Raw genomic sequence first — 15,528 nt, 5'->3', positions numbered from 1 at the left:
GGCTCCTAGCCGATGTTGGACAGCTTGAGCAGGTGGCGCAGGTCATCCAGCACGTGCTTGCCGTTGACCTTGCCGTCGTAGCGCAGCACCAGGTTGCCGTGCGGGTCGACGATCCACAGCTGCGGGCCGGGCTCGGCAACCTTCTGCTGGTAACGTTGTGCATCCAGCGGGTAGCGCTGCAACTGCGGGTACTCGCGGCCGAGCAGTGCCTGATAGTCGGCACTCAGCGGCTGGGCGGCGGCCAGCGCGTGGCTGGCGCGGCTGGCATCACGCCCCAGCCCGACCTGAATCTGCCGAGCCAGGTACACCAGGCGCTGACAGTCTTCGGTGCAAGCCTGGGGTGCGCTGACCAGCAACTGCCAGCGATCGTCCTGCCCCGCCACGCCGAGATCGGCACGGCTTTCCCCATTGCCAATCATGGCGCCATGGTAGCTGCGGCCTTCCGGCACCCAGAATTTGAGCTTGTACATGCTGGTAGCCAGAACCATCGGCCCAAGCACCACCAGCAGAATAAGCAACAGCTGCAAACGCCCACGGGCTCTGGGTTTGCTACGTTCAGGCGCGTCCAGTGGAGTGGCGGTGGCCATGGCGTTTCTCCTTGTTTTGGTGCCAGCCGAAGTAGAGGTAGAGCAGAACCAGAGCGGTCGCCAGGGCAAACCACTGCACGGCATAGCCCACATGTTTTTCGGGGCTCATGGCGACAACCGGCCAGTCCAGGCGATAGCTCGCCGGGCCCGGTTCCAGGCGCAATTCCTGGGCGAAGCCTTCACGATCAAGCTGTTGCCATAGCAGCGCTGCATCGATAGCGGTCAACAGATGTGGCCATTGCCCGCCGATGGGGTCCGGGTGCAGCTGGAAGGTGCTGCCAGGCGCGACATACACAGAGGTATCCAGCGCCAAGGCCTGGGCAGGGGTTTCGAAGTGCACCGGCACCCGGCGGTCCATCCATGGCAGCCAGCCACGATTGATCAGCAACCACAGGCCGCTGGCTTGGTCGTGAAAGGGCTGCAGCAGCTCGACACCGGCTTTACCGTCGCGCATGCGGTTGTCCAGCAGCACGCTGTGCTCGGCGTCGAAGCGCCCATACAGGTGCACGCGGCGGAAGGCGTTGTCTTCTTGTGAGAGGAGCTGGGCGGCGGCGATCGGCGCTTCAATCCGCCGTTCTGCATAGGTGGCCAGCAGCACGCGCTTTTCCTCGGCACGGCCGAGTTGCCAGCAACCAAGCGCAATTAACCCCGGCAGCAGTGCAAGCACCACCAGCGTCGGTACCCAGCCTGGGCGAAACGGCCTCACAGGCGCCTCGCTATACTTATCCACATCACCGCATCCCCCCGGAGTAACGCCATGCTCAAGGCCGCGATTGTCCTGATGCTGTTGGCCACCATTGCCAGCCTGTTCAGTGGCCTGGTGTTTCTGGTCAAAGATGATGAAAACTCGACCCGTCTGCTAAAGGCCCTGACTGTACGGGTGACCCTGGCAGCCCTGACCATAGGCCTGGTCGCCTGGGGCTTGATCAGCGGTCAATTGGTCTCCCAAGCCCCTTTCTGAAGTTCTCACCCGCCCCTACAGGGTTTTCGTATTCACAACACATAGACAAAGATGAACAACCCCACCCACACCACATCGACGAAGTGCCAGTACCAACTGGCCGCCTCGAAGCCGAAGTGTTTTTCCGGGTTGAAATGCCCGCGCAGAATGCGCACGAACATCACAATCAGAATGATCGTGCCCAATGTCACGTGGGCACCGTGGAAGCCGGTCAGCATGAAAAACGTCGCACCGTAGATTCCTGAGCCCAGTGTCAGCCCCAGCTTGGTATAGGCCTCGTAGTACTCGAAGGCCTGCAGCGCGATAAAACTGATGCCCAGGACAATGGTCAGCGCCATCCAGAATTTCAGCGGACCGCGGTGGTCACGGCGCAAGGCGTGGTGGGCAATGGTGATTGTCACACTGGAGCTGACCAGCAGGATGGTGTTGATCAGCGGCAGGTGCCACGGGTCGATCACCTCCTTGGGGGGAGGGAACAGCTTGGGGTCGGGGGTGTGCAGCAGCGGCCAGGTGAATTCGAAGGTTGGCCACAGCATGTGCGCAACACCTTTGGCCCCTTCGCCACCCAGCCAAGGTCCCGCCAGTACGCGTACATAGAACAGCGCACCGAAGAAGGCCAGGAAGAACATCACTTCGGAGAAGATGAACCAGCTCATGCCCCAGCGGAACGAGCGGTCCAGCTGCGGGCTGTACAACCCGGCGCGGCTCTCCTTGACCACTGCCCCAAACCAGCCGAACAGCATGTAGGCCAGAAACAACGCACCCACGAAGAAAATCAGCGGCCCGTGCGAATCCGGGTGGCCCGCCTTCATGTCGTTGAACCAGGTGCCCAGGCCGAATACCGTGATGAACATGCCGATGGTGGCGATGATCGGCCATTTGCTCTGCGCCGGAACGTAGTAATGCTCATGACTTGCCATTGCTGTTCTCCTTCCCTTAACGGGCGCCCTGGACGTCCTGGGCCGCGACATGCGCGACCGGCGGGTGGCGAGCGGTGATGTCGAACAAGGTGTAGGCCAGCGTCAGGTGCTTCACGCTGGCCGGCAGGTCGCGGTCGACGATAAAGCGCACTGGCATCTCGATACGTTCGCCGGGCTGCAGCACCTGCTGGGTAAAGCAGAAGCACTCGGTCTTGTGGAAGTAGGCCGCGGCCTCGGCCGGGGTAATGCTGGGTATTGCCTGTGCACTCATCGGCCGGTCGGTCGGGTTGTGGGCAATGAAGATCATCTGATTCACCGCCCCCGGGTTGACCTCCAGTTGGTCGGCAGTGGAGTAGAAGTCCCAGACCATGTCGCTGGCATTGGTCGACATGAACTGCACCCGCACCGCACGGGTCGGGTCACTGACCTGGCTACCTTCGTATTGGCCGCCGGTCTTGCCGTTGATACCGAAGGCTCTGCACATCACGTCGTAGATCGGCACCAGCGCGAAGCCGAAGGCGAACATCACCACCGTCAGCATCAACAGGCGCGTTACCAGGCGTTTCACCGACAGGCCGTTCATGGCGGGTTCCTATTTCACTTCCGGGGGTGTCTGGAAGGTGTGGTAGGGCGCAGGCGAAGGTATCGACCACTCAAGGCCCTCGGCGCCATCCCAGGGTTTTGCCGGTGCCGGCGCGCCCCCGCGGATGCACTTGATGACAATGAACAGGAAGAAGATCTGCGTGGCGCCGAACATGAACGCGCCGATCGACGACACCATGTTGAAATCGGCGAACTGCAGGTTGTAGTCGGGGATGCGCCGCGGCATGCCGGCCAAACCTACGAAGTGCATGGGGAAGAAGGCCATGTTCATGCCGACGAACGACAGCCAGAAGTGCAGTTTGCCGAGGGTTTCGTCGTACATGTGGCCAGTCCATTTCGGCAGCCAGTAGTAGGCCGAGGCGAAGATGCCGAAGATTGCACCAGGTACCAGTACGTAATGGAAATGCGCCACCACGAAGTAAGTGTCGTGGTACTGGAAGTCCGCCGGGGCGATCGCCAGCATCAGCCCGGAGAAACCACCGATGGTGAACAGGATGACAAAGGCGATGGCGAACAGCATCGGCGTTTCGAAGGTGAGCGAACCTTCCCACATGGTGCTGACCCAGTTGAATACCTTCACCCCGGTGGGCACCGCAATCAGCATGGTGGCGTACATGAAGAACAACTCGCCGACCACCGGGATACCGACCACGAACATATGGTGGGCCCAGACGATGAATGACAGGAAGGCAATGGCGCCGGTGGCATACACCATCGAGGTATAACCGAACAGCGGCTTGCGCGAGAACGCCGGGATGATCGAGCTGACGGCGCCGAAGGCCGGCAGGATCATGATGTACACCTCAGGGTGACCGAAGAACCAGAACACATGCTGAAACAGCACCGGGTCACCGCCACCTGCGGCACTGAAAAAGCTGGTACCGAAGTGGATGTCCATCAGCATCATGGTTACCACGCCGGCCAGCACCGGCATCACCGCAATCAGCAGGAACGCGGTAATCAACCAGGTCCAGACGAACAGCGGCATTTTCATCAGCGTCATGCCGGGGGCACGCAGGTTGAGGATGGTGGCAATCACGTTGATCGCCCCCATGATCGAACTGATACCCATCAGGTGGATGGCGAAGATGAAGAAGGTGACGCTGGCTGGCGCATAGGTGGTGGAAAGCGGCGCGTAGAAGGTCCAGCCAAAGTTCGGCCCTCCGCCCGGGCTGAACAGGGTCGATACCAGCAGCAGGAAGGCCGCCGGCAGCAGCCAGAAGCTGAAGTTGTTCATCCGTGGCAGTGCCATGTCGGGCGCGCCGACCATCAGCGGGATCATCCAGTTGGCCAGACCGACGAAGGCCGGCATCACCGCGCCGAACACCATGATCAGGCCATGCATGGTGGTCATCTGGTTGAAGAACTCCGGCTCCACGATCTGCAAGCCAGGCTGGAACAACTCGGCGCGGATCACCATCGCGAACGAGCCACCCAGCAGGAACATGATGAAACTGAACCACAGGTACATCGTGCCGATGTCTTTATGGTTGGTGGTCAGCACCCAGCGCATCAGGCCCTTGGCCGGGCCGTGCGCATGGTCGTGGCCGTGGGCGTGGTCGTCGATCACTGCACTCATGTCCTGTCTCCTGCAATCCATTGATTGCCGCGAGTAACCCGGTTCACTTGGCTTCTGCCTGCTTCAGCGCCAGCACGTCCTTCGGCGTGACCATGTCGCCTTTGTTGTTGCCCCAGGCATTGCGTTCGTAGGTGACCACAGCAGCGATGTCGACTTCCGACAGCTGCTTGCCGAAAGCGGCCATGGCCGTGCCGGGCTTGCCATGGAAGACAATGCTCAGGTGGTCTTCCTTCGGCCCGGTGGCAATCTTCGAGCCCTTTAGCGCCGGGAACATTGGTGGCAGGCCCTGGCCTTCGGCCTGGTGACAGGCCACGCAGGCGGTGTGGTAGACCTTGTCGCCTCGCGCCACCAGCTCTTCCAGGGTCCATTCCTTGCTGGTCAGCTCCTTGAGCTTGGCGGCTTCAGCCTTGCGCTCGCCCAGCCAGGTGTCGTAGTCGGCCTTGGACTTGACCTCGACCACCACCGGCATGAAGCCGTGGTCCTTGCCGCACAGTTCGGTGCACTGGCCGCGGTAGATGCCTGGCTTTTCGATACGGGTCCAGGCTTCGTTGACAAAGCCTGGGATGGCGTCGCGTTTGACCGCGAAGGCCGGCACCCACCAGGAGTGGATGACATCGGCGGCGGTCACCAGGAAACGCACCTTGGCCCCCACCGGCAGCACCAGCGGCTGGTCGACTTCCAGCAGGTAATGCTCATCCTTGGGCGCCTTGTTGTGAATCTGGTCGGTGGGGGTGGCCAGGTTGCTGAAGAACTCCACGTCCTGGCCCAGGTATTTGTAGTGCCATTTCCACTGGTAGCCGGTGACCTGGACGTCGATGTCTGACTCGCTGGCGTCATAGATGTCGATCAAGGTCTTGGTAGCCGGAATGGCCATCACCACCAGAATCAGGAAGGGCACCACCGTCCAGAGAATTTCCACCCACGTGTGCTCATGGAAATGCGCGGCCTGCTGGCCAGTGGAGCGGCGGTGGATGACCATGGACCAGAACATCGCGCCAAACACCACGATGCCGATGATCACGCAGATCCAGAAGATGGTCATGTGCAGGTCGAAGACGGCGTTGGAGACCTCCGTCGCCCCTGGGTGCATGTTCACGGTCCAGGCGGCGTTCGCCTGGCCATAAACCGACCACAACAGGAGGCCCATCCAGACATGTGGATGTCGCATCATTGCGGGTTCCCCTTCTAATTCTTGTTGTCCCGGAGGCGTGGCCTGCGGCAAGAGGGAACGGCGGTCAAGACTGCATGGCTTCGACGACCGAGCCCCTGCTAAAAGCAGTCGGGCCTCATCAACGAATCACGTTCAACGGGAGTATAGACAGCGACCAATGGCACGCAATGAAGCCTGTGAAATGAACTTCATGAAATGGCTGAATGGCCTGAAAACCGCGTGCTTGATAGGGCATGGCGTAATAATGGCAGAGCCATATGCCTGATAGCGCACACGTTTGCGTGGCTTATAACAAATACGTCTTAGGTATTCTGTATACCGAGCTAATTTAGTGTCTTCCGTTTGAAACGTAATGTCCCTGGAGTTGTCATGAACATCGCTGCTGTACGCGAGCAGGTAAGCCAAGCCCATCAACATGAAGGCCAGACCGGCCAATTGAAACAGCGTCTCGAGCTGCAACTGCCCCACCTGCACCCCTCGATCCGACTGCCTGAGCAGGACGCCCAGGGTACTTTGGCGCGCTTCGTCAGCGCCTACATCGACCAGGTTCCGGAATTGCTGGAGGCCGCCCACGAGGTCGCCCGCGAAGCCGGGATCGAATCGCAGATCAAACCTGTACTGAAAATTGCCGAAGCCTACTTCCTGCAGCCGCCCAGCTTGATGCAAGGGCATGTAGGCCTGGACTGCCTTCTGGATGAAGCCTACCTGGCGCACCGCCTGGTGGAAGAGGTGAATGACTTGTACATTCGCCACTTCCAGCAGCCGTTGATCCCGGTCGATACCACTGTCGCCAACCTGATTGCCCACCAGTTGATTGGCGAAAGCTTTGCCAACCAGCTGGATGAAGTGGTGCACCACTCGGTCGACGAAATGCTCAATGACGAGAGCTTTGCGGTTGAATCGGTGGAGGCCTATCGAGAGAAGCTGAGCAGCCCGGCAACTGGCGCAGCGTGGAAGCGCTGGCCGTGCCTGTCGCGCCAACTGGGTGTCGAGCTGGGTCAGCCGGCCTGATATACCTGTCACGGCGTAGGTGCATCGGTGGTTCGGCGCAGGCCGTCGTAGGAGCGGGTTCACCCGCGAAAGGGCCGGCCCTGCTGGCCAATCTCCACCCACCGATCACCGTTGCCGCCACTACCGTATTCGCGGGTAAACCCGCCCCTACACACGCATCGGTGGTTCGCCACAGGCCGTCGTAGGAGCGGGTTCACCCGCGAAAGGGCCGGCCCTGCTGGCCAATTTCCACCCACCGTTCACCGTTGCCGCCGCTACCGTATTCGCGGGTAAACCCGCTCCTACGCCCCAACCCCCGCCGTAGTCCGCAACCGCCCCTCGATCCGCCGCTTAAGGCGCCGCTGCTCGATCAACAAGCGCGAACCATTGGCAGAATTGCTGCGGCTCCAGTCCTCCAGCAATTCAAGGCACGAGTGGTCGATATAACTCAGGTTCCCCAGTGGCACATGCAGCGTGGTGCCCACCGGTACGGTATCCAGCACCTGGGTCAGCGCCGGCACCTTCAGGAAGGTCGCCGCGCCACTGAGGCGCAGTTCCATATGCCCATCCTTGGCCAGGCTCACCAGGTTTATCTTCAACCGCGCCGCCTTGAACGCCAGCTTCAGCAAGGTCAGGGCAAAGCCCAGCAGTACACCGGTCAGCAGGTCGGTAAAGATGATCGCCAGCGCAGTCGCCGCATAGGTGAACATCGGCATGCGCCCATAACGGCCCAGCCCGCGAAACGCCTTGAAGTCGACCAGTTTGACCCCGGTAAACACCAGCACCCCCGCCAGGCTCGCCACCGGGATTTGCTGCAGCACGCTGCTCAGCGCTACCACGAAGGCCAGCAACCACAAGCCATGGAAGATTGCCGAGGCCCGGGTTTGCGCCCCCGCCTGGACGTTGGCCGAGCTGCGCACGATCACCCCGGTCATCGGCAAAGCACCCAGCACCCCGCAAAGCATGTTGCCAATGCCTTGGGCTGAAAGCTCGCGGTCAAAATCCGAGCGCTGACCACTGTGCATGCGATCGACCGCTGCAGCCGACAGTAGGGTTTCGGCACTGGCGATGAAAGCGAGGGCAAAGGCAGCGACCAGCAGAGCAGGGTCAGCCAGTTGCATCAGGTCACCCGGGCGAATCCAGTCAATGGCCTCGGTCAGGTCTGCCGGCACTTGCACGCGGTTCACCGGCAGGACCAGCCACATGCTGATGGCGGTCATGCTTGCGACGCCGAGCAGGGCACCCGGCACGAAGCGCAGCCGCTGCGGCCGAAGGCGCTCCCAGCCCCACATGATGGCGATGGTCCCCAAGCCCAGCGCACCGGCCATCCAGCCTGAGCCAACGCTTTCCTGTGGCAGGGCTGCCGCCACGGTTGCCGGGAACGCCAGCAGGTTCTGCAGACCTGACGGTTGCGGCGCGGTGTCGAACATCACATGTACCTGAGACAGCACGATCAACACGCCAATCCCCGCCAGCATGCCGTACACCACCGCCGGCGCAGTGACGCGGAACCAGCAGCCCAGACGCAGACGCCCGGCCAGTAACTGCAGCAGGCCGGCCAACAGCAGGATCGGCCCAAGCATGGCCATACCATGTTGGCGCACCAGCTCGAACACCAATACCGCCAGACCAGCGGCCGGACCGCTCACCTGCAGCGGCGAGCCGGCAAGGAAACCCACGACAATGCCGCCGATAATTCCGGTAATCAGGCCTTTCGCCGGTGGCATGCCCGAGGCGATCGCAATGCCCATGCACAACGGCAGGGCCACCAGGAAGACCACCACCGACGCCAGCAACTCACGCGGCAGGGCCGCTTTCAACTGTGTAATGTTCACCGTGTTTCTCCTTTCTCTAAACACACGGCCATTCCCCTGGCCGTGGGCACATTTGCCCCTGAAGAGCGCGCAAGCGCAGGCCGCCAGCGGGCTTGCCGGCAGGGCAGTCAGGGAATTCAAGGCAGCCGAAGGCCGCGCCACACCCCACAGGGTGCAGCCGGCTATCAAGGTTCTAGCGGCGGACGGGTCGCTTAGTAGCGGCCTCTCGGAGTGGCGCAGGGCACGGGTTCACCCGCGGCCAAGGGCAGGAAGCTGTCGCTGGCAGCGTCATAGGCTTCGATCTTGCTGGTCTCGATGTCGTACACCCAACCATGAATGAACAGCTCACCGGCCGCCAGGCGCGAAGCCACCGAAGGATGGGTGCGCAAGTGATGCAACTGGGCGATGACGTTTTCTTTGGTCAGCACTTGCATCGTCTCGTGTTCGCTGCCGCAGGAGCAGTTGTTCTCGACCACGGTGCGGGCCACTTCAGCGTGGCGCAACCAGGCGCCAACGGTAGGCATCTTGGTCAGCGACTGCGGGTTGAGTACCGCACGCATGGCGCCACAGTCGGAGTGGCCACAGATGATGATGTGGTGCACTTTAAGCGCCATCACGGCGTACTCGATGGCGCTGGAAACACCCCCGTTCATCTGGCCATAAGGCGGTACCACGTTACCCACGTTACGGGTTACGAACAGGTCGCCTGGCGAGCTCTGGGTGATCAGCTCGGGAACGATGCGCGAATCGGCACAGGTGATGAACATGGCGCGTGGTGTTTGCGCGGTGGCGAGCTTCTTGAACAGCTCTTGCTGATCCGGGAAAACATCATGGTGAAAGCGCAGGAAGCCGTCGACGATGTGCTTAAGGGCAGCATCGGCGCTTTCCGCGGGGACCTGCGGTACGACCTTGGATGGGTCCTTGACGGGCATGATTCATCCTCTTGACGGTGTGTAGGTAAATCCATTTTACCGGTGAAAGATTCAGGCTATGCAGGGTTTTAGATGACACGCACGGGCCATAGATCACAGTCGGTGTGGACTTATTACCTACGCTAGCGGGGAAAACTTAACTGAAACTTAATTAGAAGGCTCTAGAACGGGCGTTCCAGAGAAAAAGGCGGGAGTTGGATAATAGCAAAAAAACATCAGTTGCCAATATGTATTAGCACAATTATTGGTTGTTATTAGTTGCGTTGTGAGCAATGCGCAGCCCCTGTGGGGGCGGGTTCATGTCAGAACAGCGCCATCTGCCCACCCGGCGGGCAAAACGCCGAGCAATCCAGCGCCTGCGCCTCGCGCCCTTCGAAGTCCAGCCGCTTCATTGCCTTGGCAAAGCGCTGCGCCAGTAACTCGGCAAACACCCCTTCACCACGCATGCGCACGCCAAACCGGCTGTCGTACAGCTCGCCGCCGCGGCTCTGGCGGATCAGGCTCAGAACATGCGCCGCCCGCTGCGGGTAATGGTCCTGCAACCATTGCTCGAACAACGGCGCCACCTCGCGCGGCAAGCGCAGCATCATGTAGGCCGCACTCTGTGCGCCAGCCTCCCTGGCCGCCTCCAGCAGGCGCTCCAGCTCACTGTCGTTGATCATCGGAATCATCGGCGAACACAAAACGCCCACCGGTACGCCCGCTTCACGCAATACCCGGATGGCCCTCAACCTTGCACCGGGTGAAGCCGCTCGGGGTTCGAGCACCCGTTTGAGACCATCGTCCAGCGTAGTCAGGCTGATCATCACCCGTGCCAGGCGCTGGCGGGCCATCTCGGCCAGCAGGTCGAGGTCGCGCAGCACCAGTGAACCCTTGGTGACAATGGTCACCGGGTGACGGAAACGCAGTAACACTTCAAGCAAGCGCCGGGTCAATAACTGTTCCCGCTCGATCGGCTGGTAGGGGTCGGTGTTGGAGCCGAGATTGATCGGCGCGCACACGTAGCCCGGTTTGCTCAATTGCTGTGCCAGCACCTCGGCGGCGTTGGTCTTGGCAATCAGTTTGGTCTCGAAATCCAGGCCGGGAGAAAGGTCCCAGTAGGCGTGTGAGGGGCGGGCATAGCAGTAGATGCAGCCATGCTCACAGCCACGGTAAGGGTTGATGGAGCGATCGAAGGGCAGGTCGGGCGAGGTGTTGCGGCTGATCACCGACTTGGCCGTCTCGGTCCGCACCTCGGTGCCCTGGGTTTGCGGCACTTCCTGGTACCAGCCGTCATCTTCCGCCACCGAATGACCAGGGGCAAAGCGGTTGTGTGGGTTGTGTGCCGTGCCACGGCCCTTTTGCGGTGCTGGAGGAATCATGGCTCACCCGAATACTGTATTCATATACAGTACAACGCATCCCAGGATCTTTCCAGCACCTCTGGTCTGGCTAATTCAGGCCATGCCAATTGAGGTACGCTGCCTGGCTCGATTGCCGCCCTAGAAATGCCTCGATGCCTTCACGTAACGGGCGGGATGCCCCTGGGACGAACAGTGCTTCCTGCAGTGCCCGGCCCGTGGCTCCGTTCAACAGGCCCTCGGCTTCGAAGCGGGTGAACACATCGAAGGCATGCACATCCGACCACAGGTAGGCGTAGTAACCAGCATCGTAGCCGTTTACAAGGTGGTCGAAGGCATGCGCCGGATGTTCGAAATCAGCGAGCGGCCAGTAACCACAACGCTCGCGGGCATCACCCAGTCGCTGTTCCAAGGACCTGCCATCGTTTGGTGTGCCATGCAGGTCCATGTCGAACAACGCCAGGCACAGATCACTCGCGATCTCCTCCACGCCCTGCTGTCGTAACTGCTGCAGGCAGCCATCGGCTTGCTTGCGGGATAGTTGGCGGCCGTCCTGCGTGCGCGCCGAGATCGCCACCAGATAGTCTGCATCCCAGACCCAACGCTCGAACAGCTTGCCGAACAACTCCACACCATCGGTGCCCAACTCGGTCACGTTGGACATGACGTGGTTCGTCGTACGCACCAGCAGGTGGTGCAGGGCATGGCCGAATTCATGGAAAAGCTTGCGCAGTGACAAATGGTCGAGCAACGGCTGAAAACCTGACAGCGCTTGCGGTACATCACTGAACACCACCACCGAGGCTGCCTGGTAGATACCCTCTGCATCGACCCGGCGATTCCTTACGTAAGTGGTGAACACCGCGTCTGGCTGCTTGCCTGCGTGTTGCACGGCATCCAGATACAGAAAGCCAATGAAAGCGCTGTCCTGCCACACCTCGAATGGCTGCACGCTGTCATCCCAAGCAGGCAGCGCTTTGGGCTGCAGCACTACACCAAACAACTTCTGCGCCAATTGCTGCAACGCACTGACAACGGTATTCAGCGGGAAGTAATCGCGCAGCGCTTCGGCAGGAAACTCACTGCGCGAAGCACGCCGCAGGTACTCGAAATCCCAGGGGTGGGGTTTGCCCAGGCCCTGCTCGGCAGCCCAACACTCCACCTGCGAACGCCACCGCAACATGGCAGGTCGCACATGATCGGCCAGATCGTGGAGAAAGCCGCACACCTGGGCTACCGAACCCGCACTTTTCACCTGCAGGCTCTGCTCAAGATGGCCGGAATAGCCGAGCAGGAGAGCCTTCGCCTCAAGCAACTGCGCCAGTTGCTGCAGATACGTGCCGTTGTCCTGTTGCGGATCATGGCTGATGCCGCGGGCGTGGAAAGCCCGGTACACACGCTCACGGAGCTGGCGGTTGGCAGCATGTTTGAGCACCTCTCGAGTAGTCAGCGCGTCACAGGCAATCAGCCACCCCTGCTTACCTGCTTGTTGCGCTCCTGCAGCCAATTCGTCGCGTACGCGCTGCGGGAGGCCGCTCAGCTCGGCTTCATCGGTGACAGTGAACCCAGGCCGGTTGATGTTGCCGCGGAACGCCTCGCGTACAGTGCCAATCTGCTCCTGAAGGTTTGCCAGACGCGCTTTGCCTGTGGAGTCGAGTAACGCACCGCCAGCGGCGAACTTGTCCAGGTGCCAACGCAAGGTGGCGCGCTTTCCGGTATCCAGTTGTTTGCCGATGTCACTGCCGGCCAAGCGTTCATAAAGCTCATGCAAGCCAGTGTTGGCGAATTTCTGCTCGAAGCGTGCCGTCACTCTGCCGTAGAAATCGATGATGGCGTTGGCCCAGGCCGTATCCCGGCCGACCAGTGGTGAGGCGGCATACAACACTGCCAGCAGTCGGCTATCCAGCCCATCCACCGCCAGCACCATGTCATCCCAGGTGGGCATGGTTCGTTGATCACGGATAATGCGTTCGACACCGTTCTCGTGTGCCTGCAGCACGTGAGCGAATGCCGCCTGCATGTTTTCGAGGGTGATGGAAGAGTAATCGACGGGGATATGGCTATCTTGCAGAAGAGGGTTGGCCATGGTGCATCACCTTGCTGATAGAAATGAGCAAGAGAGCTTGCATGGCCAGCGTGTGCCAGGTGGCCTGACTATCTAACACCTGTCCATGCCTGCCCGGGCATTGCGCCCGGGTGGCATGACCGTATTACTCAGCCGGCTTTTTCAGCTTCGGATTTGGGAAGAACTGCACGGTCTGCAACTTGGCCGGCGCGGCTTTCGGCGCCAGGTGGTTGACCCGGGTGCCCAGTTCCTTCGGCACCGACAAGCCCTGCTCGTTGAGGGTGTCGGTAAAGCCGCAAGCCACACACTCGCGGTGCGGTACGCCGTCTTCGTTCCACATCATCAGCTTGTCGGGCTCGCTGCACGCCGGGCACACGGCACCGGCAATGAAGCGCTTCTTGGTCTTGTTCACAGCTACCTCACTCATGCTGCAGCGTCCTCGGTGAGACCACTGTGGCGCAGCAATGCATCGATGGAAGGCTCACGGCCACGGAAGTCGACGAACAGCTCCATCGGCTCGCGCGAACCCCCACGGGCCAGGATCGCCTCGCGGAAGGCGCGGCCGGTCTCGGCGTTCAGCACGCCTTCTTCCTCGAAGCGCGAGAAGGCGTCAGCCGACAGCACTTCGGCCCACTTGTAGCTGTAGTAGCCCGCCGCGTAACCACCCGCGAAAATGTGCGCAAAGCTGTTGGGGAAGCGGTTGTAAGCCGGCGGGCGCATGACCGACACCTCGTCACGCACACCTTCGAGCACCTGCAATACGTTGCGGCCGTCGCCATGGCTGGCGTGCAGCTCGAAATCGAACAGCGAGAACTCCAACTGGCGCACCATCATCATGCCCGACTGGAAGTTTTTCGCGGCCAGCATTTTGTCCAGCAGGTCCTGGGGCAGGGCGGCGCCGGTTTCGTAGTGACCCGAAATCAGTGCCAGGCCTTCCGGCTCCCAGCACCAGTTTTCCATGAACTGGCTTGGCAGCTCGACCGCATCCCAGGCCACGCCGTTGATGCCGGACACGCCGGCATGCTCGATGCGGGTCAGCATGTGGTGCAGGCCGTGACCGAATTCGTGGAACAGGGTGGTGACTTCATCGTGGGTCAGCAACGCGGGCTTGCCGGGCGCGGCCGGGGTGAAGTTGCACACCAGGTTGGCCACCGGGCTCTGCAGCTGGCCGCCGGCGGTGCGGCGACGGTCACGGGCGCCGTCCATCCAGGCGCCGCCACGCTTGTTGGCGCGGGCGTACAGGTCGAAGAAGAAACGGCCAACGTGCTGACCGTTTTCCTTGATCTCGAACAGACGTACGTCCGGGTGCCAGCTGTCGAAGCCATTGAGCTCGGCGATTTCGATGCCGTACAGGCGTTGCACGATGCTGAACAGGCCGTCCAGCACCTTGTCGATCGGGAAGTAGGCGCGCAGGGCTTCCTGCGACACGCTGTAGCGCTGCTCGCGCAGCTTCTCGCCAACGTAGCCGGCGTCCCAGCTGGCCAGCTCGGGGCAGCCTTGTTCGGCAGCGTAGGCCTTGAGCTGTTGCAGGTCCTGGGCGGCGAACGGCTTGGAACGCTTGGCAAGGTCACGCAGGAAACTCAGCACCTGGTCGCTGGACTCGGCCATCTTGGTGGCCAGGCTCAGCTCGGCGTAGTTCTTGTAGCCCAGCAGTTCGGCCAGTTCCTGGCGCAGGTCGAGGATTTCGCGCATCACCGGGCCGTTGTCGAACTGCCCGGCATTCGGGCCCTGGTCGGAGGCGCGGGTGCAGTAGGCGGCGTAGAGCTCTTCGCGCAGGGCGCGGTCGCTGGCGTAGGTCATCACCGCGTAGTAGCTGGGGAACTCGAGGGTGATCAGCCAGCCCTCCAGGCCCTTGGCCTGGGCTGCAGCGGCCATCTGCGCCTTGGCCGAATCGGTCAGGCCGGCCAGCGCAGCTTCGTCGGTAACATGCTTGGTCCATGCCTGGGTGGCGTCAAGCAGCTGATTGGAGAAACGGCTGCCCAGCTCGCTGAGCTTGCTCTGCACTTCGGCGTAGCGCTGCTGCTTGTCCGCCGGCAGGTCGATACCCGACAGGCGGAAGTCACGCAAGGCGTGCTCGAGGATAGTCTTTTGCGCCACGTCGAAGCCGGCAGCCTCCGGGCTGTCGATCAGCGCCTGGTAAGCTTCGAACAGCGCGCGGTTCTGGCCCAGTTCGGTAGAGTAGGCACTCAACGCCGGCAGGCACGACTCGTAGGCCTCGCGCAACTCGGCACTGTTGCACACCGCGTTAAGGTGGCTGACCGGGCTCCAGGCGGCGCCCAGGCGGTCGTTCAGTTCGTCCATGGCCAGCACCAGGCCGGCCCATGTAGGGTTCTTGCCCTGCTTTTCAAGGATCTCGGCAATGGCTTTACGGTTGTCGGCCAAGATCGCTTCGATCGCCGGCAACACGTGTTCGGCACGAATTTGCGAGAAGGGCGGCAGATCGTGGGATTGCAGAAGCGGGTTGTTCGCAGTCACGGTTTGGATACCTTGGCAGAAGAAACACTGCCCCATCTTAATTACAATCGACGCCGACCGCAGCAGGCAGCCTGCCTATCGGCACAGATGA

General features: G+C 61.3%; 14 protein-coding genes. 2 read left to right on the top strand and 12 right to left on the bottom strand.

Translation table 11 applies throughout. From position 1 onward, the window contains the following. Nucleotides 1-5: 5 nt before the first annotated feature. On the bottom strand, nucleotides 6-587 hold the full coding sequence (locus tag ACF8GF_RS14980; RefSeq protein ID WP_020191167.1) for a hypothetical protein: 582 nt from the start codon (nucleotides 585-587) through the stop codon (nucleotides 6-8). After that, a complete protein-coding gene (locus ACF8GF_RS14975) occupies nucleotides 556-1,293 on the bottom strand; it encodes an SURF1 family protein (RefSeq protein WP_209969946.1) in 738 nt (245 codons plus the stop codon). The genes ACF8GF_RS14980 and ACF8GF_RS14975 overlap by 32 nt, the downstream gene beginning before the upstream one ends. 51 nt (nucleotides 1,294-1,344) lie before the next feature. Between ACF8GF_RS14975 and ACF8GF_RS14970 the strand changes: the two genes are divergently transcribed. Further along, nucleotides 1,345-1,548 (top strand): twin transmembrane helix small protein, encoded by a 204-nt coding sequence (locus ACF8GF_RS14970; protein WP_176683003.1) that lies wholly within the window; start codon nucleotides 1,345-1,347, stop codon nucleotides 1,546-1,548. 32 nt (nucleotides 1,549-1,580) lie between these two features. Here the strand turns inward: ACF8GF_RS14970 and ACF8GF_RS14965 are convergent, their stop codons facing one another. From ACF8GF_RS14965 to coxB, 4 genes are read right to left on the bottom strand one after another with little or no spacing between them, the layout of a single operon-like run. Next, a complete protein-coding gene (locus ACF8GF_RS14965; RefSeq protein WP_176683002.1) occupies nucleotides 1,581-2,468 on the bottom strand; it encodes a cytochrome c oxidase subunit 3 in 888 nt (295 codons plus the stop codon). A 16-nt stretch (nucleotides 2,469-2,484) separates the two neighbouring features. Further along, nucleotides 2,485-3,051, bottom strand: a complete 567-nt coding sequence (locus ACF8GF_RS14960) for a cytochrome c oxidase assembly protein (RefSeq protein ID WP_176683001.1) — start codon at nucleotides 3,049-3,051, stop codon at nucleotides 2,485-2,487. Between the two features lie 9 nt (nucleotides 3,052-3,060). After that, nucleotides 3,061-4,650: a cytochrome c oxidase subunit I gene (gene ctaD, locus ACF8GF_RS14955; RefSeq protein WP_014589242.1), complete on the bottom strand. Its 1,590-nt coding sequence runs from the start codon at nucleotides 4,648-4,650 to the stop codon at nucleotides 3,061-3,063. Nucleotides 4,651-4,693: 43 nt separating this feature from the next. Continuing rightward, nucleotides 4,694-5,821, bottom strand: a complete 1,128-nt coding sequence (gene coxB, locus ACF8GF_RS14950) for a cytochrome c oxidase subunit II (protein WP_176683000.1) — start codon at nucleotides 5,819-5,821, stop codon at nucleotides 4,694-4,696. Between the two features lie 369 nt (nucleotides 5,822-6,190). Here coxB and ACF8GF_RS14945 point away from each other — a divergent pair, with 369 nt between their 5' ends. Further along, nucleotides 6,191-6,832: a hypothetical protein gene (locus ACF8GF_RS14945; RefSeq protein WP_176682999.1), complete on the top strand. Its 642-nt coding sequence runs from the start codon at nucleotides 6,191-6,193 to the stop codon at nucleotides 6,830-6,832. 281 nt (nucleotides 6,833-7,113) lie between these two features. Here ACF8GF_RS14945 and ACF8GF_RS14940 read toward each other — a convergent pair whose 3' ends face one another. From ACF8GF_RS14940 to prlC, 6 genes are all read right to left on the bottom strand, one after another. Continuing rightward, nucleotides 7,114-8,646 (bottom strand): SulP family inorganic anion transporter, encoded by a 1,533-nt coding sequence (locus ACF8GF_RS14940; protein ID WP_392460493.1) that lies wholly within the window; start codon nucleotides 8,644-8,646, stop codon nucleotides 7,114-7,116. Between the two features lie 191 nt (nucleotides 8,647-8,837). After that, nucleotides 8,838-9,557 (bottom strand): carbonic anhydrase, encoded by a 720-nt coding sequence (locus ACF8GF_RS14935; RefSeq protein WP_003253046.1) that lies wholly within the window; start codon nucleotides 9,555-9,557, stop codon nucleotides 8,838-8,840. Nucleotides 9,558-9,859: 302 nt separating this feature from the next. Continuing rightward, nucleotides 9,860-10,918, bottom strand: coding sequence for a PA0069 family radical SAM protein (locus tag ACF8GF_RS14930; RefSeq protein ID WP_176682997.1), 1,059 nt, complete (start codon nucleotides 10,916-10,918; stop codon nucleotides 9,860-9,862). 70 nt (nucleotides 10,919-10,988) lie between these two features. Next, nucleotides 10,989-12,983, bottom strand: a complete 1,995-nt coding sequence (locus tag ACF8GF_RS14925; RefSeq protein ID WP_392487818.1) for a M3 family metallopeptidase — start codon at nucleotides 12,981-12,983, stop codon at nucleotides 10,989-10,991. A gap of 124 nt (nucleotides 12,984-13,107) precedes the next feature. Continuing rightward, a complete protein-coding gene (locus tag ACF8GF_RS14920; RefSeq protein WP_392487817.1) occupies nucleotides 13,108-13,389 on the bottom strand; it encodes a YheV family putative zinc ribbon protein in 282 nt (93 codons plus the stop codon). Beyond that, nucleotides 13,386-15,473 carry an oligopeptidase A gene (prlC, locus tag ACF8GF_RS14915; RefSeq protein ID WP_392487816.1) on the bottom strand — a complete coding sequence of 696 codons (2,088 nt, stop codon included), beginning with the start codon at nucleotides 15,471-15,473 and terminating at the stop codon, nucleotides 13,386-13,388. The genes ACF8GF_RS14920 and prlC overlap by 4 nt, the downstream gene beginning before the upstream one ends. Nucleotides 15,474-15,528 lie beyond the last annotated feature (55 nt).

Source organism: Pseudomonas sp. yb_5, from assembly GCF_043103865.1.
In the GTDB taxonomy this organism is placed as follows: domain Bacteria; phylum Pseudomonadota; class Gammaproteobacteria; order Pseudomonadales; family Pseudomonadaceae; genus Aquipseudomonas; species Aquipseudomonas putida_Y.
Note: the sequence above shows the minus strand (reverse complement) of the source record. Positions and strands in the feature narration are given on the sequence as shown.